The organism is Bacillus sp. FSL R5-0447, assembly GCF_038606125.1.
Classification (GTDB): domain Bacteria; phylum Bacillota; class Bacilli; order Bacillales; family Bacillaceae; genus Bacillus; species Bacillus velezensis.
Genome location: NZ_CP152012.1, coordinates 136,318 through 153,551 on the forward strand (window position 1 = coordinate 136,318; position 17,234 = coordinate 153,551).

At 43.9% G+C, this 17,234-nt stretch carries 32 protein-coding genes and 1 pseudogene; all 33 read left to right on the forward strand.

The window, feature by feature from the left end; all coding sequences use genetic code 11:
- Positions 1–2: 2 nt before the first annotated feature.
- The 33 genes and pseudogenes from rplC to NYE68_RS00890 all read left to right on the forward strand — a co-directional run bounded on the left by rplC (position 3) and on the right by NYE68_RS00890 (position 17,233).
- Positions 3–632 carry a 50S ribosomal protein L3 gene (gene rplC / locus NYE68_RS00730; protein WP_007410402.1) on the forward strand — a complete coding sequence of 210 codons (630 nt, stop codon included), beginning with the start codon at positions 3–5 and terminating at the stop codon, positions 630–632.
- Between the two features lie 27 nt (positions 633–659).
- Positions 660–1,283: a 50S ribosomal protein L4 gene (gene rplD, locus NYE68_RS00735; protein WP_007615239.1), complete on the forward strand. Its 624-nt coding sequence runs from the start codon at positions 660–662 to the stop codon at positions 1,281–1,283.
- Positions 1,283–1,570 (forward strand): 50S ribosomal protein L23, encoded by a 288-nt coding sequence (rplW, locus tag NYE68_RS00740; RefSeq protein WP_342493994.1) that lies wholly within the window; start codon positions 1,283–1,285, stop codon positions 1,568–1,570. The genes rplD and rplW overlap by 1 nt, the downstream gene beginning before the upstream one ends.
- Positions 1,571–1,601: 31 nt before the next feature.
- Positions 1,602–2,435 (forward strand): 50S ribosomal protein L2, encoded by an 834-nt coding sequence (gene rplB / locus NYE68_RS00745; RefSeq protein WP_003156470.1) that lies wholly within the window; start codon positions 1,602–1,604, stop codon positions 2,433–2,435.
- 57 nt (positions 2,436–2,492) lie between these two features.
- Positions 2,493–2,771 carry a 30S ribosomal protein S19 gene (gene rpsS / locus NYE68_RS00750; protein WP_003156472.1) on the forward strand — a complete coding sequence of 93 codons (279 nt, stop codon included), beginning with the start codon at positions 2,493–2,495 and terminating at the stop codon, positions 2,769–2,771.
- Positions 2,772–2,787: 16 nt separating this feature from the next.
- Positions 2,788–3,129 carry a 50S ribosomal protein L22 gene (gene rplV, locus NYE68_RS00755; protein ID WP_003156475.1) on the forward strand — a complete coding sequence of 114 codons (342 nt, stop codon included), beginning with the start codon at positions 2,788–2,790 and terminating at the stop codon, positions 3,127–3,129.
- A 3-nt stretch (positions 3,130–3,132) separates the two neighbouring features.
- A complete protein-coding gene (rpsC, locus tag NYE68_RS00760) occupies positions 3,133–3,789 on the forward strand; it encodes a 30S ribosomal protein S3 (RefSeq protein ID WP_003156476.1) in 657 nt (218 codons plus the stop codon).
- Position 3,790: 1 nt separating this feature from the next.
- Positions 3,791–4,225, forward strand: coding sequence for a 50S ribosomal protein L16 (gene rplP / locus NYE68_RS00765; RefSeq protein ID WP_003156478.1), 435 nt, complete (start codon positions 3,791–3,793; stop codon positions 4,223–4,225).
- Positions 4,215–4,415 carry a 50S ribosomal protein L29 gene (gene rpmC, locus NYE68_RS00770; protein WP_003156482.1) on the forward strand — a complete coding sequence of 67 codons (201 nt, stop codon included), beginning with the start codon at positions 4,215–4,217 and terminating at the stop codon, positions 4,413–4,415. Before rplP ends, rpmC begins: the two co-directional genes overlap by 11 nt.
- Positions 4,416–4,437: 22 nt before the next feature.
- Entirely contained in the window at positions 4,438–4,701 is a 264-nt protein-coding gene (gene rpsQ / locus NYE68_RS00775; protein ID WP_003156484.1) for a 30S ribosomal protein S17, read from the forward strand.
- 40 nt (positions 4,702–4,741) lie between these two features.
- Positions 4,742–5,110 carry a 50S ribosomal protein L14 gene (gene rplN, locus NYE68_RS00780; protein ID WP_007410404.1) on the forward strand — a complete coding sequence of 123 codons (369 nt, stop codon included), beginning with the start codon at positions 4,742–4,744 and terminating at the stop codon, positions 5,108–5,110.
- A gap of 36 nt (positions 5,111–5,146) precedes the next feature.
- Positions 5,147–5,458, forward strand: a complete 312-nt coding sequence (rplX, locus tag NYE68_RS00785; RefSeq protein ID WP_003156486.1) for a 50S ribosomal protein L24 — start codon at positions 5,147–5,149, stop codon at positions 5,456–5,458.
- A 26-nt stretch (positions 5,459–5,484) separates the two neighbouring features.
- Positions 5,485–6,024: a 50S ribosomal protein L5 gene (gene rplE, locus NYE68_RS00790; protein WP_003156487.1), complete on the forward strand. Its 540-nt coding sequence runs from the start codon at positions 5,485–5,487 to the stop codon at positions 6,022–6,024.
- A 22-nt stretch (positions 6,025–6,046) separates the two neighbouring features.
- The gene (gene rpsN / locus NYE68_RS00795) at positions 6,047–6,232 is read left to right on the forward strand and encodes a 30S ribosomal protein S14 (RefSeq protein WP_003156488.1); all 186 of its coding nucleotides are present in this window, start codon (positions 6,047–6,049) and stop codon (positions 6,230–6,232) included.
- 31 nt (positions 6,233–6,263) lie between these two features.
- Positions 6,264–6,662: a 30S ribosomal protein S8 gene (gene rpsH / locus NYE68_RS00800; protein WP_003156489.1), complete on the forward strand. Its 399-nt coding sequence runs from the start codon at positions 6,264–6,266 to the stop codon at positions 6,660–6,662.
- Positions 6,663–6,692: 30 nt separating this feature from the next.
- Positions 6,693–7,232, forward strand: coding sequence for a 50S ribosomal protein L6 (rplF, locus tag NYE68_RS00805; RefSeq protein ID WP_003156490.1), 540 nt, complete (start codon positions 6,693–6,695; stop codon positions 7,230–7,232).
- Positions 7,233–7,266: 34 nt separating this feature from the next.
- Complete coding sequence (gene rplR / locus NYE68_RS00810) at positions 7,267–7,629, forward strand: 50S ribosomal protein L18 (RefSeq protein WP_003156492.1); 363 nt, start codon at positions 7,267–7,269, stop codon at positions 7,627–7,629.
- A 24-nt stretch (positions 7,630–7,653) separates the two neighbouring features.
- Positions 7,654–8,154, forward strand: coding sequence for a 30S ribosomal protein S5 (gene rpsE, locus NYE68_RS00815; protein ID WP_003156493.1), 501 nt, complete (start codon positions 7,654–7,656; stop codon positions 8,152–8,154).
- Between the two features lie 13 nt (positions 8,155–8,167).
- Complete coding sequence (gene rpmD, locus NYE68_RS00820; protein ID WP_003156497.1) at positions 8,168–8,347, forward strand: 50S ribosomal protein L30; 180 nt, start codon at positions 8,168–8,170, stop codon at positions 8,345–8,347.
- A gap of 30 nt (positions 8,348–8,377) precedes the next feature.
- Positions 8,378–8,818 (forward strand): 50S ribosomal protein L15, encoded by a 441-nt coding sequence (gene rplO, locus NYE68_RS00825; RefSeq protein WP_007410405.1) that lies wholly within the window; start codon positions 8,378–8,380, stop codon positions 8,816–8,818.
- A gap of 1 nt (position 8,819) precedes the next feature.
- Positions 8,820–10,115, forward strand: coding sequence for a preprotein translocase subunit SecY (gene secY / locus NYE68_RS00830; protein ID WP_007410406.1), 1,296 nt, complete (start codon positions 8,820–8,822; stop codon positions 10,113–10,115).
- Between the two features lie 51 nt (positions 10,116–10,166).
- On the forward strand, positions 10,167–10,820 hold the full coding sequence (locus tag NYE68_RS00835; protein ID WP_007410407.1) for an adenylate kinase: 654 nt from the start codon (positions 10,167–10,169) through the stop codon (positions 10,818–10,820).
- Positions 10,817–11,563 (forward strand): type I methionyl aminopeptidase, encoded by a 747-nt coding sequence (map, locus tag NYE68_RS00840; protein WP_227579173.1) that lies wholly within the window; start codon positions 10,817–10,819, stop codon positions 11,561–11,563. The genes NYE68_RS00835 and map overlap by 4 nt, the downstream gene beginning before the upstream one ends.
- Before the next feature lie 24 nt (positions 11,564–11,587).
- Positions 11,588–11,909, forward strand: a pseudogene (locus NYE68_RS00845) (RNA-binding protein).
- Positions 11,887–12,105, forward strand: a complete 219-nt coding sequence (gene infA / locus NYE68_RS00850; RefSeq protein ID WP_003156508.1) for a translation initiation factor IF-1 — start codon at positions 11,887–11,889, stop codon at positions 12,103–12,105. The pseudogene NYE68_RS00845 and the gene infA overlap by 23 nt, the downstream one beginning before the upstream one ends.
- 33 nt (positions 12,106–12,138) lie before the next feature.
- On the forward strand, positions 12,139–12,252 hold the full coding sequence (rpmJ, locus tag NYE68_RS00855; RefSeq protein ID WP_003156543.1) for a 50S ribosomal protein L36: 114 nt from the start codon (positions 12,139–12,141) through the stop codon (positions 12,250–12,252).
- 22 nt (positions 12,253–12,274) lie between these two features.
- Positions 12,275–12,640, forward strand: coding sequence for a 30S ribosomal protein S13 (gene rpsM / locus NYE68_RS00860; protein WP_003156545.1), 366 nt, complete (start codon positions 12,275–12,277; stop codon positions 12,638–12,640).
- A 20-nt stretch (positions 12,641–12,660) separates the two neighbouring features.
- Entirely contained in the window at positions 12,661–13,056 is a 396-nt protein-coding gene (gene rpsK / locus NYE68_RS00865) for a 30S ribosomal protein S11 (protein ID WP_342493995.1), read from the forward strand.
- Positions 13,057–13,232: 176 nt separating this feature from the next.
- Complete coding sequence (locus NYE68_RS00870) at positions 13,233–14,177, forward strand: DNA-directed RNA polymerase subunit alpha (RefSeq protein WP_003156549.1); 945 nt, start codon at positions 13,233–13,235, stop codon at positions 14,175–14,177.
- A gap of 77 nt (positions 14,178–14,254) precedes the next feature.
- On the forward strand, positions 14,255–14,617 hold the full coding sequence (rplQ, locus tag NYE68_RS00875) for a 50S ribosomal protein L17 (protein ID WP_003156550.1): 363 nt from the start codon (positions 14,255–14,257) through the stop codon (positions 14,615–14,617).
- A 131-nt stretch (positions 14,618–14,748) separates the two neighbouring features.
- Positions 14,749–15,594, forward strand: a complete 846-nt coding sequence (locus NYE68_RS00880) for an energy-coupling factor ABC transporter ATP-binding protein (RefSeq protein ID WP_007615256.1) — start codon at positions 14,749–14,751, stop codon at positions 15,592–15,594.
- A complete protein-coding gene (locus tag NYE68_RS00885; RefSeq protein ID WP_003156552.1) occupies positions 15,570–16,439 on the forward strand; it encodes an energy-coupling factor ABC transporter ATP-binding protein in 870 nt (289 codons plus the stop codon). Before NYE68_RS00880 ends, NYE68_RS00885 begins: the two co-directional genes overlap by 25 nt.
- Positions 16,436–17,233 carry an energy-coupling factor transporter transmembrane protein EcfT gene (locus tag NYE68_RS00890; protein ID WP_039252959.1) on the forward strand — a complete coding sequence of 266 codons (798 nt, stop codon included), beginning with the start codon at positions 16,436–16,438 and terminating at the stop codon, positions 17,231–17,233. The genes NYE68_RS00885 and NYE68_RS00890 overlap by 4 nt, the downstream gene beginning before the upstream one ends.
- Position 17,234 lies beyond the last annotated feature (1 nt).

A 17,234-nucleotide genomic window follows, 5' to 3' on the forward strand; every position in this document is an offset into this window, starting at 1 on the left:
GAATGACCAAAGGAATCTTAGGAAGAAAAATTGGTATGACGCAAGTATTCGCAGAGAACGGTGATCTTATCCCGGTAACTGTTATTGAAGCAGCTCCAAACGTTGTTCTTCAAAAGAAAACAGCTGAAAATGATGGCTATGAAGCGATCCAGCTTGGTTTTGACGATAAGCGTGAAAAGCTTTCAAACAAACCGGAAAAAGGACACGTTGCAAAAGCGGAAACTGCTCCTAAGCGCTTCGTTAAAGAATTACGCGGCGTGGATATGGATGCGTATGAAATTGGTCAGGAAGTCAAGGTTGAAATTTTCTCTGCAGGAGAAATCGTAGATGTAACAGGAGTATCTAAAGGTAAAGGTTTCCAAGGTGCAATCAAGCGCCACGGACAATCTCGCGGACCTATGTCTCACGGTTCACGCTACCACCGTCGTCCTGGTTCAATGGGACCTGTAGATCCTAACCGTGTATTCAAAGGTAAACTATTACCTGGACGCATGGGCGGAGATCAAATCACTGTCCAAAACCTTGAAATCGTAAAAGTAGATGCTGAGCGCAATCTTCTTTTGATTAAAGGTAACGTACCTGGTGCGAGAAAAACTTTAATCACTGTTAAAAGTGCTGTTAAATCTAAATAAGTCTCTTAGGAAAGGAGGAAATTGATCATGCCAAAAGTAGCATTATACAACCAAAACGGTTCTACTGCTGGTGATATCGAATTAAACGCGTCTGTATTTGGAATTGAGCCAAATGAGAGCGTAGTATTCGACGCTATTCTTATGCAAAGAGCTTCCTTACGTCAAGGATCTCACAAAGTAAAAAATCGTTCTGAAGTACGCGGCGGAGGTCGCAAACCATGGCGTCAAAAAGGTACAGGTCGTGCCCGTCAAGGTTCAATCCGTTCACCGCAATGGCGCGGAGGTGGTGTCGTATTCGGCCCAACACCACGCAGCTATTCTTACAAATTACCTAAAAAAGTTCGCCGCTTGGCAATCAAATCAGTATTGTCTTCTAAAGTGAACGACAACAACATTATTGTTCTTGAAGATCTTACTCTTGATACGGTTAAAACAAAAGAAATGGCAGCTATCCTTAAAGGATTATCTGTTGAGAAAAAAGCTTTAATCGTAACTGCGGATGCAAACGAAGCAGTATCTCTTTCTGCACGCAACATCCCTGGAGTTACAGTTGTTCAAGCTAACGGAATCAACGTGTTAGACGTTGTCAACCACGAGAAGCTTCTGATTACAAAAGCTGCGGTTGAAAAAGTAGAGGAGGTGCTTGCATAATGAAAGATCCTCGTGATGTTCTTAAGCGCCCCGTCATTACTGAACGTTCTGCTGATTTAATGACTGAAAAAAAATATACTTTTGAAGTTGATGTAAGAGCTAATAAAACAGAAGTGAAAGATGCAGTTGAAAGTATCTTTGGAGTGAAAGTTGACAAAGTCAACATCATGAACTACAAAGGGAAATCAAAACGTGTCGGCCGCTACACTGGTATGACTAGCCGTCGCAGAAAAGCGATCGCAAAACTTACTGCAGACAGCAAAGAAATCGAAATTTTTGAAGCTTAATTATCTGTAAAAAGAAGGAGGGAAATTCAAAATGGCGATTAAAAAGTATAAACCGACCTCTAACGGACGTCGTGGCATGACAACTTCAGATTTTGCTGAAATCACGACTGACCAGCCGGAAAAATCCTTGCTTGCGCCCCTTCACAAAAAAGGCGGACGTAACAACCAAGGTAAATTGACTGTACGTCACCAAGGTGGCGGACACAAACGCCAATACCGTGTTATCGACTTCAAACGCGATAAAGATGGTATACCTGGACGCGTTGCTACAGTTGAGTACGATCCAAACCGTTCAGCTAACATTGCACTAATCAACTATGTAGACGGAGAAAAACGTTACATTCTTGCACCAAAAGGAATTCAAGTAGGTACTGAAATCATGTCCGGCCCTGAAGCTGACATCAAAGTAGGTAACGCACTTCCGCTTATCAACATCCCTGTTGGTACAGTTGTGCATAACATTGAATTAAAACCTGGTAAAGGCGGACAGCTTGTACGTTCAGCTGGTACATCTGCTCAGGTTCTTGGTAAAGAAGGCAAATACGTTCTTGTACGTCTTAACTCTGGTGAAGTTCGCATGATCCTTTCTGCTTGCCGCGCTTCTATCGGTCAAGTAGGTAACGAGCAGCACGAACTTATCAACGTTGGTAAAGCAGGACGCTCTCGCTGGAAAGGCATCCGCCCTACAGTCCGCGGTTCTGTAATGAACCCTAACGATCACCCGCACGGTGGTGGTGAAGGTCGCGCGCCAATCGGACGCAAATCACCAATGTCTCCTTGGGGCAAACCGACTCTTGGATTCAAGACACGTAAGAAAAAGAACAAATCTGATAAATTTATCGTACGTCGTCGTAAAAATAAATAACGGGGTTGTCTACGGTTCATTTCGGACCGTAGTGCAATCACGAAGGGAGGTTCCAAAATGGCTCGCAGCTTGAAAAAAGGACCATTTGTCGATGGACACTTGATGACAAAAATCGAGAAATTAAATGAAACGGACAAGAAACAAGTTGTAAAAACTTGGTCTCGCCGTTCAACTATTTTCCCACAATTTATCGGTCACACTATCGCAGTATATGACGGACGTAAACACGTGCCTGTATTCATTTCTGAAGACATGGTAGGCCACAAGTTGGGCGAATTCGCACCGACTCGTACTTACAAAGGCCACGCCAGTGACGATAAAAAAACAAGACGCTAAGAGAGGAGGCTTTTAAATGCAAGCTAAAGCTGTTGCAAGAACAGTCCGTATTGCTCCTCGTAAAGCACGTCTAGTAATGGACCTGATTCGAGGTAAGCAAGTAGGCGAAGCAGTATCTATCCTGAACTTAACTCCGAGAGCTGCTTCTCCGATCATCGAAAAAGTTTTAAAATCTGCTATCGCAAATGCTGAGCACAACTACGAGATGGACGCTAACAATCTGGTTATTTCTCAGGCATTTGTTGACGAAGGCCCAACGTTAAAAAGATTCCGCCCGCGTGCTATGGGACGTGCGAGCCAAATCAACAAACGTACGAGCCACATTACAATCGTTGTATCAGAAAAGAAGGAGGGATAAGTAGTGGGTCAAAAGGTAAATCCAGTCGGTCTTCGTATCGGAGTCATTCGTGATTGGGAATCTAAGTGGTACGCTGGTAAAGATTACGCTGACTTCCTGCACGAAGATTTAAAAATTCGTGAATTCATTAGCAAACGCCTTTCTGACGCTTCTGTTTCTAAAGTAGAAATCGAGCGCGCAGCAAACCGCGTTAACATTACGATCCACACTGCTAAGCCTGGTATGGTAATCGGTAAAGGCGGATCTGAAGTTGAAGCACTTCGTAAAGCCCTTAACAGCCTTACTGGCAAGCGTGTACACATTAACATTCTTGAAATCAAAAGAGCAGATCTTGATGCTCAGCTTGTAGCTGACAACATCGCTCGTCAACTAGAAAACCGTATTTCTTTCCGCCGTGCGCAGAAACAACAAATCCAACGCACTATGCGTGCTGGAGCACAAGGTGTGAAAACAATGGTTTCCGGCCGTCTTGGCGGAGCTGACATTGCTCGTTCTGAATACTACAGTGAAGGAACTGTTCCATTGCACACTTTACGTGCTGACATCGACTATGCAACATCTGAAGCTGACACAACTTACGGTAAGCTTGGTGTAAAAGTCTGGATCTATCGTGGAGAGGTTCTTCCTACTAAGAAGAAAACTGAGGAAGGAGGAAAATAATATGTTATTACCAAAACGCGTTAAATATCGCAGAGAGCATCGCGGAAAAATGCGCGGTCGCGCTAAAGGCGGTACTGAAGTACATTTTGGTGAGTACGGTATCCAGGCTCTTGAAGCTTCTTGGATCACAAACCGCCAAATCGAAGCTGCACGTATTGCGATGACTCGTTACATGAAACGTGGCGGTAAAGTTTGGATTAAAATTTTCCCTTCAAAACCTTACACTGCTAAACCGCTTGAGGTACGGATGGGTTCCGGTAAAGGGGCTCCTGAAGGCTGGGTAGCTGTTGTAAAACCGGGCAAAGTTTTATTTGAAATTTCTGGTGTGTCTGAAGAGGTAGCTCGTGAAGCTCTTCGTCTTGCATCTCACAAATTGCCAATTAAAACGAAGTTCGTAAAACGTGAAGAAATTGGTGGTGAATCAAATGAAAGCTAATGAAATTCGTGACCTTACCACTGCTGAAATTGAACAAAAAGTAAAGTCTCTTAAAGAAGAACTTTTCAATCTTCGCTTTCAATTAGCGACAGGACAACTTGAAAATACTGCTCGCATTCGTGAAGTGCGCAAAGCTATCGCGCGCATGAAAACTGTGATTCGTGAAAGAGAAATTGCTGCCAACAAATAATCACTGAGGGGAGGTCGTGAGCATGAGCGAACGTAACCAACGCAAAGTTTACCAAGGCCGTGTTGTTTCTGACAAAATGGATAAAACCATCACTGTTGTTGTTGAAACATACAAAAAGGATCCTATTTACGGTAAACGCGTAAAATACTCAAAGAAATTCAAAGCACATGATGAAAATAATCAAGCTAAAATCGGAGACATCGTAAAGATTATGGAAACTCGTCCATTATCTGCAACTAAGCGTTTTCGTCTAGTAGAAGTTGTCGAAGAAGCTGTTATTATCTAATAAAGTTCGGAATTCTTTTTCCGAAGGGAGGTAACAAATAATGATTCAACAAGAGACTCGTTTAAAAGTTGCTGACAACTCCGGTGCGCGTGAGGTACTTACTATTAAAGTTCTTGGCGGTTCTGGACGTAAAACGGCTAACATTGGTGATGTAATTGTTTGCACGGTTAAACAAGCAACACCAGGAGGCGTTGTCAAAAAAGGTGAAGTCGTAAGAGCTGTTATCGTTCGCACAAAAAGCGGAGCACGCAGAACTGACGGATCATACATCAGCTTCGATGAGAATGCATGTGTTATCATCCGTGACGACAAGAGCCCGCGTGGAACTCGTATCTTCGGACCGGTTGCCCGTGAATTACGTGAAAACAACTTCATGAAAATTGTTTCTCTGGCTCCAGAAGTTATCTAATGAAATAAATGCCTTACTCAAGGAGGTGCGATCAGGATGCATGTGAAAAAAGGCGATAAAGTAATGGTTATCTCTGGTAAAGATAAAGGCAAACAAGGTACGATCCTTGCTGCTTTCCCTAAAAAGGACCGCGTTCTAGTTGAGGGCGTAAACATGGTGAAGAAGCACTCTAAACCAACTCAAGCAAACCCTCAAGGCGGTATTTCTAATCAAGAGGCGCCAATTCATGTATCAAACGTTATGCCGCTCGATCCTAAAACAGGTGAAGTGACTCGCGTAGGATACAAAGTGGAAGATGGCAAAAAAGTTCGTGTTGCAAAAAAATCTGGGCAAGTCTTAGATAAATAGTATTTAAAGGAAGGGAGGTCTATCTCATGAACCGCCTTAAAGAAAAGTACAATAAAGAAATTTCACCTGCTTTAATGACGAAGTTCAACTACGACTCTGTTATGCAGGTGCCAAAAATCGAAAAAATCGTAATCAACATGGGTGTCGGTGATGCTGTTCAAAACGCAAAAGCAATCGACAGTGCTGTTGAAGAATTAACGTTTATCGCAGGTCAAAAACCTGTCGTTACTCGTGCGAAGAAATCAATTGCTGGATTCCGTCTTCGTGAGGGAATGCCTATCGGTGCGAAAGTAACTCTTCGCGGAGAGCGCATGTATGATTTCCTTGATAAACTTATTTCTGTATCTTTACCGCGTGTACGTGACTTCCGCGGGATTTCTAAGAAATCTTTCGACGGTCGCGGAAACTACACTCTTGGTATTAAAGAACAGTTAATCTTCCCTGAAATTGACTACGATAAAGTAACAAAGGTTCGCGGAATGGACATCGTTATCGTAACGACTGCTAACTCTGACGAAGAGGCTCGTGAGCTATTAACTCAAGTAGGTATGCCGTTCCAGAAATAATCAATGAAAGGGAGGCGAAATCGTGGCTAAAAAGTCAATGATTGCGAAACAACAACGTACACCAAAGTTTAAAGTGCAAGAGTACACTCGCTGTGAACGCTGCGGACGTCCGCACTCAGTCATTCGTAAATTTAAACTTTGCCGTATTTGTTTCCGTGAGCTTGCATATAAAGGACAAATTCCTGGCGTGAAAAAAGCCAGCTGGTAATCCCCAAGAATGGGAAGGAGGTAATTATATAATGGTTATGACAGATCCAATTGCAGATATGCTGACTCGTATTCGCAATGCAAACATGGTACGTCATGAGAAGCTTGAAATTCCTGCTTCTAAATTGAAAAGAGAAATTGCTGACATTTTAAAGCGTGAAGGTTTCATTCGTGACGTTGAGTTCGTAGAAGACAGCAAACAAGGTATTATCCGCGTTTTCTTGAAATACGGACAAAACAACGAGCGCGTTATCACTGGTCTTAAAAGAATCAGCAAACCAGGTTTGCGTGTATACGCTAAATCAAATGAAGTACCTCGCGTACTTAACGGTCTTGGAATCGCGATTATTTCTACATCACAAGGTGTTTTAACGGACAAAGAAGCCCGTGCAAAACAAGCTGGTGGAGAAGTTCTAGCATACGTTTGGTAAGAAGTTTAACAAGAATGGAGGTGTTTTAGTATGTCTCGTGTAGGTAAAAAACTGCTTGAGATCCCTTCTGGAGTTACAGTAACGCTGAACGAAGGCAACACTGTAGCTGTAAAAGGACCAAAAGGAGAATTAACTCGTACTTTCCATCCTGATATGGAAATCAAAATTGAGGACAACGTGCTTACAGTTACTCGTCCTTCTGATCACAAAGAGCACCGTGCGCTGCATGGTACGACTCGCAGTCTGCTTGGAAACATGGTTGAAGGCGTATCTAAAGGATTTGAAAGAGGTTTGGAATTAGTCGGTGTCGGTTATCGTGCGGCTAAATCCGGAAACAAACTTGTTTTAAACGTTGGATACTCTCACCCTGTTGAGATCGTTCCTGAAGAGGGCATCGAAATCGAAGTTCCTTCTCAAACTAAAGTAGTTGTAAAAGGTACAGACAAAGAGCGTGTAGGAGCTATCGCTGCTAACATCCGCGCTGTACGTTCTCCAGAGCCTTACAAAGGTAAAGGAATCCGCTACGAAGGTGAAGTTGTTCGCCGTAAAGAAGGTAAATCTGCTAAGTAAGACCGCTTAAAGTGAAGAAAGGAGTGACCTAAGGATGATTACGAAAACTAGCAAAAATGCTGCTCGTCAAAAAAGACATGCCCGTGTTCGTGCTAAACTTTCAGGCACAGCTGAAAGACCTCGTCTGAATGTGTTCCGTTCAAACAAACACATTTATGCTCAAATCATCGATGATGTAAATGGCGTTACACTTGCTAGTGCCTCTACTCTCGATAAAGATTTGAACGTGGAAAGCACTGGTGACAGCGCTGCTGCTGCTAAAGTCGGTGAACTCGTTGCGAAACGCGCTTCTGAGAAAGGTGTTTCTGACGTAGTATTTGACCGCGGCGGATACTTATACCATGGACGTGTAAAAGCTCTGGCCGATGCAGCTCGTGAAGCCGGACTGAAATTTTAATAAAAAAAGGAGGGACACATGATTATGCGTCGTATTGACCCAAGCAAATTAGAGTTAGAAGAACGCTTAGTTACGGTTAACCGCGTAGCGAAAGTTGTTAAAGGTGGTCGTCGTTTCCGTTTCGCAGCTCTAGTCGTTGTCGGTGACAAAAACGGTCACGTAGGTTTCGGTACTGGTAAAGCACAAGAAGTACCTGAAGCAATCCGCAAAGCTGTTGAAGATGCGAAAAAGAATTTGATTGAAGTACCAATGGTTGGAACTACGATTCCACACGAAATCATCGGACGTTTCGGTGCAGGCAATATCTTGTTGAAACCTGCTTCTGAAGGTACTGGAGTTATCGCTGGAGGCCCTGTACGTGCGGTACTTGAGCTTGCTGGCGTTGCTGATATCCTTTCTAAGTCTTTAGGTTCTAACACACCGATCAACATGATCCGTGCAACACTTCAAGGTTTAAGTGAGCTTAAACGTGCTGAAGAGGTTGCGAAGCTTCGTGGAAAATCTGTAGAAGAACTGTTAGGATAAGGAGGGAACATTAATGGCTAAATTAGAAATTACCCTCAAACGCAGTGTAATCGGTCGCCCGGAAGATCAGCGCGTTACTGTAAGAACACTTGGTTTAAAGAAAACAAACCAAACTGTCGTTCATGAAGATAACGCTGCGATCCGCGGTATGATTAATAAAGTATCTCATCTAGTTTCTGTTAAAGAACAATAAAAATAAATTATAGGCTAAGGAGGTGTCCTAATGAAACTTCATGAATTAAAGCCTTCAGAAGGTTCACGTAAAGTACGCAATCGCGTAGGTCGTGGTATTGGTTCTGGTAACGGTAAAACAGCTGGTAAAGGTCACAAAGGTCAAAACGCTCGTTCTGGCGGCGGTGTACGCCCTGGATTCGAGGGGGGACAAATGCCTTTATTCCAACGTCTTCCTAAACGCGGTTTTACAAACATCAACCGTAAGGATTACGCTATTGTGAACGTAGACAAATTGAACGGTTTTGCGGAAGGAACGGAAGTCACTCCTGAACTTCTTCTTGAGACTGGTGTTATTAGCAAACTTAATGCAGGAGTAAAGATTCTTGGCAACGGTAAATTAGAGAAAAAATTAACTGTAAAAGCCAATAAATTCTCTGCTTCTGCGAAAGAAGCTGTTGAAGCTGCTGGCGGTACAGCTGAGGTGATCTAACTTGTTTAAGACAATCTCCAACTTTATGCGTGTGAGTGATATTCGGAATAAAATCATTTTTACATTACTCATGCTTATCGTCTTTCGCATAGGTGCGTTTATCCCTGTGCCATATGTAAATGCTCAGGCGTTGCAGACACAAAGTTCGATGGGGGTTTTTGATCTCCTTAATACATTTGGCGGCGGTGCGCTTTATCAGTTCTCCATTTTTGCGATGGGAATTACGCCTTACATCACTGCTTCAATCATCATTCAGCTGCTTCAGATGGATGTTGTGCCGAAGTTTACCGAGTGGTCTAAGCAAGGTGAAGTCGGCCGCCGTAAATTAGCTCAGTTCACGAGATATTTTACGATTGTGCTTGGTTTTATCCAGGCATTAGGTATGTCTTACGGGTTTAACAACCTGGCAAACGGTATGCTGATTGAGAAATCCGGCATATCGACATATCTGATTATTGCTTTAGTGCTCACTGGAGGAACTGCTTTTTTAATGTGGCTGGGAGAACAAATTACTTCCAATGGAGTAGGTAACGGAATTTCGATCATCATCTTCGCGGGGATTGTGGCTAGTATTCCGAAAACTGTTGGGCAGATTTATGAGACTCAATTTGTCGGCAGCAGCGATCAGCTGTTTATTCATATTGTAAAAATCGCTTTACTGGTGATTGCGATTTTGGCCGTTATTGTTGGTGTTATTTTCATTCAGCAGGCCGTACGCAAAATCGCGATTCAATATGCAAAAGGGCAAGGTCGTTCACCTGTTGGCGGAGGCCAGTCAACTCACCTTCCGCTTAAAGTGAATCCGGCAGGGGTTATTCCGGTAATCTTTGCGGTTGCGTTTCTTATTACGCCGCGTACTATCGCGTCATTTTTCGGAGAGAACGATGTGACAAAGTGGATTCAAGCCAACTTTGACAATACACATCCGGTGGGCATGGCGGTTTATGTCGCATTAATTATCGCCTTTACGTACTTCTATGCTTTTGTGCAGGTAAACCCTGAACAAATGGCTGATAACCTTAAAAAACAGGGTGGCTATATCCCGGGGGTTCGTCCAGGGAAAATGACTCAAGATAGAATTACGAGCATTTTGTATCGACTTACGTTTGTGGGTTCTATATTCTTAGCCGTGATTTCCATTCTTCCTATCTTTTTCATTCAATTCGCTGGATTGCCTCAAAGTGCACAGATTGGCGGAACATCATTGTTAATTGTCGTCGGGGTAGCCTTGGAGACAATGAAGCAGCTGGAGAGCCAGTTAGTGAAACGTAATTACCGAGGATTTATGAAAAATTAGAGGACTGGTTTTAACCATTCCTCTAAATAAGAGAGGACGGGGGAAATCCGAATGAACTTAGTCTTAATGGGACTTCCTGGAGCCGGTAAAGGCACACAGGGAGAACGAATTGTTGAGGATTATGGGATACCTCATATCTCAACGGGAGATATGTTCCGTGCTGCTATGAAAGAAGAAACACCACTCGGACTCGAAGCAAAGTCTTATATTGATAAAGGCGAGCTCGTACCGGACGAAGTCACAATCGGCATTGTCAAAGAAAGACTAGGCAAAGATGATTGTGAAAGAGGTTTTCTTCTGGACGGATTTCCGCGAACAGTCGCTCAGGCTGAAGCTCTTGAAAACATTCTTGAGGAATACGGCAAGCCGATTGATTATGTCATTAACATTAAAGTAGACAAAGACTCTTTAATGGAACGTTTGACTGGACGCAGAATTTGCAGTGTTTGCGGCACAACCTATCATTTGGTTTTCAATCCGCCGAAAACGCCGGGTGTTTGTGATAAAGACGGAGGAGACCTTTATCAACGGGCAGATGATAATGAGGAAACCGTCTCAAAACGGCTTGAGGTCAACATGAAGCAGACTCAGCCTTTACTCGATTTTTATTCTGAGAAAGGGTATCTTGTCAACGTCAATGGCCAGCAGGACATTAACGACGTGTACAAAGATGTGAAAGAGCTTCTTGGAGGATTGAGCAAATGATTATCTGTAAGACCCCTCGTGAGCTTGGCATCATGCGGGAAGCAGGGCGAATCGTGGCTTTGACTCATGAAGAGTTGAAAAAGCACATTAAACCAGGAATCTCGACAAAAGAATTGGATCAAATTGCCGAACGTTTTATTGAGAAGCAGGGTGCAATCCCATCTTTTAAGGGGTATAATGGGTTTCGCGGGAGCATCTGTGTATCAGTTAATGAAGAACTCGTTCACGGAATACCCGGTAAAAGGGTTTTACGTGACGGTGACATTATCAGCATTGATATCGGTGCTAAATTAAATGGTTATCATGGTGACTCTGCTTGGACATATCCGGTAGGAAACATCAGTGATGATGATAAACGACTGCTGGAAGTAACAGAGGAGTCTTTATATAAAGGCTTGAAGGAAGCAAAACCAGGTGAACGTTTGTCGAATATTTCCCACGCAATACAAACGTATGTCGAAAATGAGCAGTTTTCAGTTGTTAGGGAGTATGTCGGACATGGTGTTGGTCAAGACTTGCATGAGGATCCGCAAATTCCTCATTACGGTCCGCCAAACAAAGGACCTAGGCTGAAGCCTGGTATGGTTCTCGCTATAGAACCGATGGTTAACGCTGGCAGCCGATATGTGAAAACATTGGCTGATAACTGGACGGTTGTAACGGTAGATGGGAAAAAGTGTGCTCATTTTGAACATACGATTGCGATTACGGAAACGGGTTTTGATATACTGACAAAAGTCTAGATGATGAAATGAATTCCATGACACATGTTTTCATTCCGCACCTGGGCAGATTGTAGGTTTACAATTGGTCGGAAGAAAAACAGGCTAGCTGCTGTCATCGGAATGAAGATTCATCATCGTGTACTAAAGCAGACGGAGAAAAGCGTACATTTCATTCTCCTTAGAAAAAGAATATCAATCATTCACCCTTTATGATTGCGTATCTCCGGAAGTTCAGAACAGTATAAACGAAACAGGGCGTGTGACAAACGGATAACTGAGATTTTCTCTTTTGAAATTTGTCAGAGAGCAAGTTACTGATTTGAAGAAGGGAGAACACTTGAATGGCGAAAGACGATGTAATTGAAGTGGAAGGTACGATTGTCGAAACACTGCCAAACGCGATGTTCAAAGTTGAACTCGAAAATGGCCATACGGTTTTGGCTCACGTATCTGGTAAAATCCGCATGCACTTCATTCGCATTTTACCTGGAGACAAAGTTACGGTAGAATTATCTCCATATGACTTAACTCGTGGCAGGATTACGTACCGTTACAAATAAAGCACTCCGGAAACTGAAGGAGGTTGGAAACACATGAAAGTGAGACCATCAGTTAAACCAATCTGCGAGAAATGTAAAGTTATTCGCAGAAAAGGAAAAGTAATGGTGATCTGTGAAAATCCAAAGCATAAACAAAAACAAGGATAATTAATAAGGAGGTGCCCAGAGAATGGCTCGTATTGCTGGTGTAGATATCCCACGTGACAAACGTGTTGTTATTTCTTTAACATATGTCTTCGGAATTGGCCGCACAACGGCTCAGCAAGTCTTGAAAGAGGCTGGTGTTTCTGAAGATACTCGTGTGCGTGATCTTACTGAAGAAGAACTTGGTAAAATCCGTGATGTTATTGACAAACTGAAAGTAGAAGGTGACCTTCGCCGTGAAGTTTCTCTTAACATCAAGCGTCTGATCGAAATCGGAAGCTACCGCGGAATCCGCCATCGCAGAGGTTTGCCTGTTCGCGGACAAAACTCTAAAAACAATGCGCGTACTCGTAAAGGTCCGCGTCGTACTGTAGCTAACAAGAAAAAATAAGTAAGGGAGGTACCTAAACAATGGCTGCTGCTCGTAAACAAAACACGCGTAAACGTCGCGTGAAAAAGAATATTGAGTCAGGAATCGCTCATATTCGTTCAACTTTCAACAACACGATCGTTACGATCACTGATAATCATGGTAATGCTCTTTCTTGGTCAAGTGCCGGAGCTCTAGGATTCAGAGGTTCTCGTAAATCTACTCCTTTTGCTGCGCAAATGGCTGCTGAAACAGCTGCTAAAGGTTCAATCGAACACGGACTTAAAACTCTTGAAGTAACTGTTAAAGGACCAGGTTCTGGCCGTGAAGCTGCAATCCGTGCTTTACAAGCTGCCGGACTTGAAGTTACAGCTATCAGAGACGTAACTCCTGTTCCTCATAATGGATGCCGTCCACCAAAACGTCGCCGCGTGTAATTTGTTTGTATAGATTTTGTGTCCCTGTCAATAATGGGTTATGATACAGTTATTTATGAAACGAATGCACCGACTCGTTGCCTGAGCACATACGGGACTAAACAATGGGGAATTTCGGATGGAATCTCATATGATTCTATTCGAGGTTTCGACGTTTTGAAGGAGGGTTTTAAGTAATGATCGAGATTGAAAAACCAAAAATCGAAACGGTTGAAATCAGCGACGATGCCAAATTTGGTAAGTTTGTCGTAGAGCCGCTTGAGCGTGGATATGGTACAACTCTGGGTAACTCCTTACGTCGTATCCTCTTATCCTCACTCCCTGGTGCCGCTGTAACATCGATCCAGATAGATGGTGTACTGCACGAATTCTCGACAATCGAAGGCGTTGTGGAAGATGTTACAACGATAATCTTGCACATTAAAAAGCTTGCATTGAAAATCTACTCTGATGAAGAGAAGACGCTTGAAATTGATGTACAGGGCGAAGGAACTGTCACAGCAGCTGATATTACACACGACAGCGATGTTGAAATCCTTAATCCGGATCTTCATATCGCGACTCTTGGTGAGAATGCGAGTTTCCGAGTTCGCCTTACTGCACAAAGAGGACGTGGGTATACACCTGCTGATTCGAACAAAAGAGACGATCAGCCAATCGGCGTGATTCCGATCGATTCAATCTTTACGCCAGTTTCTCGTTTATCTTATCAGGTAGAAAACACTCGTGTAGGCCAGGTTGCAAACTATGACAAACTTACACTTGATGTTTGGACTGACGGAAGCACTGGACCGAAGGAAGCAATTGCTCTCGGTTCAAAGATTTTAACTGAACACCTTAATATATTCGTCGGTTTAACTGACGAAGCTCAGCATGCTGAAATCATGGTTGAAAAAGAAGAGGATCAAAAAGAAAAAGTTCTTGAAATGACGATTGAGGAACTTGACCTTTCTGTCCGTTCTTACAACTGCTTGAAGCGTGCGGGCATTAACACGGTTCAAGAACTTGCGAACAAGACGGAAGAAGATATGATGAAAGTTCGCAACCTGGGACGCAAATCACTTGAAGAAGTGAAAGCGAAACTAGAAGAACTTGGACTCGGCCTTCGCAAAGACGATTGATCTAGTTTCCATGTGAACTAGGATTTTCGTGTGTTTTTTATTTAGAAACAGCATTCCATTAAAGGAGGGGACATCACATGTCATACAGAAAACTAGGACGTACGAGTTCACAGCGTAAAGCTATGCTTCGTGATCTTACAACAGATTTGATCATCAACGAAAGAATTGAAACAACTGAAACACGTGCGAAAGAACTTCGCTCTGTTGTTGAAAAGATGATCACTCTTGGTAAGCGCGGTGACTTGCATGCTCGTCGTCAAGCAGCTGCATACATTCGCAACGAGGTTGCTAATGAAGAAAATAACCAAGATGCACTTCAAAAATTATTCTCTGACATTGCAACTCGTTACGAGGAGCGCCAAGGCGGATACACACGTATTATGAAGCTTGGTCCTCGCCGTGGTGACGGTGCACCAATGGCAATCATCGAATTGGTTTAATCACATATTTTTGTGTATCTAAAGAAGGGCGGGACAGTTTCTAACTGGATCTATGCCCTTTTTTTAGATATCAGAACTTTTTATCATGAGACAGAAAAGCAGAGCTATAGCTGAGAGGAGGTCAGGCGCCCGTGGATCAAAAACAGCTTATATCCGTAAAAGACATTCTATTCCGCTACCGCAAAGATGCAGAAAGACCGGCACTGGACGGTGTGAGTCTGGAGGTATACGAAGGAGAATGGCTTGCTATCGTAGGCCACAACGGTTCAGGGAAGTCGACTTTGGCCAGAGCGCTGAACGGACTGATTTTGCCCGAGGCCGGAGAAATTGAAGTCGGCGGCATCAAACTGACTGAGGATACCGTGTGGGATGTGCGAAAAAAAATAGGGATGGTCTTTCAGAATCCCGATAACCAATTTGTCGGAACGACTGTTCGCGATGATGTGGCTTTTGGTTTAGAAAACAATGGTGTTCCGCGCGAAGAAATGATTGAGAGAGTAGATTGGGCTGTCACACAAGTCAATATGCAGGATTTTCTTGATCAAGAGCCGCACCATCTCTCCGGAGGTCAAAAACAAAGAGTGGCGATCGCGGGAATTATTGCCGCGCGTCCTGATATTATGATTTTGGATGAAGCGACATCCATGCTTGACCCGATTGGGAGAGAAGAAGTCCTTGATACTGTCAGACGCTTAAAAGATCAGGGCATGGCCACCGTCATTTCGATAACACATGACCTGGAAGAAGCCGCAAGGGCGGACAGGATCATTGTGATGAACGGCGGCAGGAAATATGCAGAGGGCACGCCTGAAGAGATTTTTAAATTAAACGAAGACTTGGTTCGCATCGGTCTTGATTTGCCTTTCTCATTCCAGCTCAGCCTGCTTTTGAAAGAAAGCGGACTGGCGTTAACGAAAAACCATCTGACTCAGGAAGGGCTGGTGAATGAGCTGTGGACATTAAAATCAAAGATGTAGAACACCGCTATCAAATGAAGACACCGTTTGAACGGCTGGCTCTGTATGATATCAATGCCGTGATAAAAGAGGGCAGCTACGTTGCCGTCATCGGGCATACAGGGTCGGGCAAATCGACGCTCCTGCAGCATTTAAACGGGTTGCTGAAACCGACTAAAGGACAGCTTGAACTCGGGAGCACGATTCTGGCAGCCGGTAAAAAGAATAAAGATCTTAAGACTTTGCGAAAAAAAGTCGGAATCGTTTTCCAATTTCCCGAACATCAGCTGTTTGAAGAGACTGTGCTGAAGGACATCGCATTCGGACCGATGAATTTTGGTGTAAAAAAAGAAGACGCTGAACGGAAAGCAAAAGAAATGCTGGGACTTGTGGGCCTTCCGGAAGACATTTTGGATCGTTCACCATTTGAGCTCAGCGGCGGCCAGATGCGCAGAGTGGCGATTGCCGGCGTTCTCGCGATGGAGCCGGAAGTGCTGGTTTTGGATGAACCGACGGCCGGTCTTGATCCGAGAGGGCGTCAGGACATTATGGACATGTTCTATGCGCTTCATCAGCGGGGAAACCTGACTACCGTTCTCGTCACCCACAGCATGGAGGACGCCGCCCGTTATGCCGACGAAATGATCGTCATGCACAAAGGGACCATTAAAGCGACGGGGAGTCCGCGTGACTTGTTTGTAAAAGGTGAAGAGATGGCCGAAATGGGACTGGATCTTCCTGAATCGGTGAAGTTTCAGAGACGGCTTGAGGAGGCTCTCGGAGTCAAGTATGAAAAACCCATGCTGACCCTGCAGGATGCCGCCAGTGAAATCAAGGCTTTCTTTCAGGAGGAAAAGGACCAATGATGGACAGCATGATTATCGGAAAGTATGTTCCCGGATCATCGCTTATTCACCGATTGGACCCGCGAACAAAACTTGTCAGCATCTTTCTTTTTGTATGTATCGTTTTTTTGGCAAACAACGTACAGACGTACGCTTTGCTCGGTTTGTTTACATTCGGGGTGATCGCCTTGACTCGCGTGCCGTTCAGCTTTTTGCTGAAGGGGCTTAAGCCGATTATCTGGATTGTGGCGTTTACCTTTTTATTACACATTTTCATGACGCATGAAGGATCTGTCATTTTTCAGCTTGGCTGGTTTAAAGTGTATGAGGGCGGACTTATACAGGGGATTTTTATCTCCCTCCGTTTCGTTTACCTTATCTTTATGACGACGCTGCTGACGCTGACAACAACGCCGATTGAAATAACGGATGGAATGGAGCAGCTCCTGAATCCTTTTAAAAAGGTGAAGCTGCCCGTACACGAACTCGCATTGATGATGTCGATATCATTGCGATTTATCCCGACATTGATGGAAGAGACAGATAAAATCATGAAGGCGCAAATGGCGAGGGGTGCGGACTTTACAAGCGGCCCGGTGAAAGACAGAATCAAAGCGGTTGTTCCGCTGCTTGTCCCGCTGTTTGTCAGCGCCTTTAAACGTGCGGAAGAGCTTGCGGTCGCCATGGAGGCGAGAGGCTACCGGGGCGGTGAGGGGAGAACGAAATACAGAAAGCTCGTCTGGACCGGAAAGGATACCGGAGCCATTCTGCTCATCATCGTATTAGCCGTGTTATTGTTTTTCTTAAGAAGTTAGA

Bases quoted from the DNA above. Each gene is read 5' to 3' on its own strand.
- rplO (WP_007410405.1), top strand. From the start codon at position 8,378: ATGAAACTTCATGAATTAAAGCCTTCAGAAGGTTCACGTAAAGTACGC.
- rplW (WP_342493994.1), top strand. From the start codon at position 1,283: ATGAAAGATCCTCGTGATGTTCTTAAGCGCCCCGTCATTACTGAACGT.
- rplN (WP_007410404.1), top strand. From the start codon at position 4,742: ATGATTCAACAAGAGACTCGTTTAAAAGTTGCTGACAACTCCGGTGCG.
- rpsM (WP_003156545.1), top strand. From the start codon at position 12,275: ATGGCTCGTATTGCTGGTGTAGATATCCCACGTGACAAACGTGTTGTT.
- map (WP_227579173.1), top strand. From the start codon at position 10,817: ATGATTATCTGTAAGACCCCTCGTGAGCTTGGCATCATGCGGGAAGCA.
- rpmD (WP_003156497.1), top strand. From the start codon at position 8,168: ATGGCTAAATTAGAAATTACCCTCAAACGCAGTGTAATCGGTCGCCCG.
- rpsH (WP_003156489.1), top strand. From the start codon at position 6,264: ATGGTTATGACAGATCCAATTGCAGATATGCTGACTCGTATTCGCAAT.
- rplQ (WP_003156550.1), top strand. From the start codon at position 14,255: ATGTCATACAGAAAACTAGGACGTACGAGTTCACAGCGTAAAGCTATG.
- rpmJ (WP_003156543.1), top strand. From the start codon at position 12,139: ATGAAAGTGAGACCATCAGTTAAACCAATCTGCGAGAAATGTAAAGTT.
- rpsE (WP_003156493.1), top strand. From the start codon at position 7,654: ATGCGTCGTATTGACCCAAGCAAATTAGAGTTAGAAGAACGCTTAGTT.
- rpmC (WP_003156482.1), top strand. From the start codon at position 4,215: ATGAAAGCTAATGAAATTCGTGACCTTACCACTGCTGAAATTGAACAA.
- rplB (WP_003156470.1), top strand. From the start codon at position 1,602: ATGGCGATTAAAAAGTATAAACCGACCTCTAACGGACGTCGTGGCATG.
- NYE68_RS00835 (WP_007410407.1), top strand. From the start codon at position 10,167: ATGAACTTAGTCTTAATGGGACTTCCTGGAGCCGGTAAAGGCACACAG.
- rpsK (WP_342493995.1), top strand. From the start codon at position 12,661: ATGGCTGCTGCTCGTAAACAAAACACGCGTAAACGTCGCGTGAAAAAG.
- NYE68_RS00870 (WP_003156549.1), top strand. From the start codon at position 13,233: ATGATCGAGATTGAAAAACCAAAAATCGAAACGGTTGAAATCAGCGAC.
- infA (WP_003156508.1), top strand. From the start codon at position 11,887: ATGGCGAAAGACGATGTAATTGAAGTGGAAGGTACGATTGTCGAAACA.
- rplP (WP_003156478.1), top strand. From the start codon at position 3,791: ATGTTATTACCAAAACGCGTTAAATATCGCAGAGAGCATCGCGGAAAA.
- rplF (WP_003156490.1), top strand. From the start codon at position 6,693: ATGTCTCGTGTAGGTAAAAAACTGCTTGAGATCCCTTCTGGAGTTACA.
- rplC (WP_007410402.1), top strand. From the start codon at position 3: ATGACCAAAGGAATCTTAGGAAGAAAAATTGGTATGACGCAAGTATTC.
- rplX (WP_003156486.1), top strand. From the start codon at position 5,147: ATGCATGTGAAAAAAGGCGATAAAGTAATGGTTATCTCTGGTAAAGAT.
- rplD (WP_007615239.1), top strand. From the start codon at position 660: ATGCCAAAAGTAGCATTATACAACCAAAACGGTTCTACTGCTGGTGAT.
- NYE68_RS00890 (WP_039252959.1), top strand. From the start codon at position 16,436: ATGATGGACAGCATGATTATCGGAAAGTATGTTCCCGGATCATCGCTT.
- rpsS (WP_003156472.1), top strand. From the start codon at position 2,493: ATGGCTCGCAGCTTGAAAAAAGGACCATTTGTCGATGGACACTTGATG.
- rplE (WP_003156487.1), top strand. From the start codon at position 5,485: ATGAACCGCCTTAAAGAAAAGTACAATAAAGAAATTTCACCTGCTTTA.
- rplV (WP_003156475.1), top strand. From the start codon at position 2,788: ATGCAAGCTAAAGCTGTTGCAAGAACAGTCCGTATTGCTCCTCGTAAA.
- rplR (WP_003156492.1), top strand. From the start codon at position 7,267: ATGATTACGAAAACTAGCAAAAATGCTGCTCGTCAAAAAAGACATGCC.
- rpsQ (WP_003156484.1), top strand. From the start codon at position 4,438: ATGAGCGAACGTAACCAACGCAAAGTTTACCAAGGCCGTGTTGTTTCT.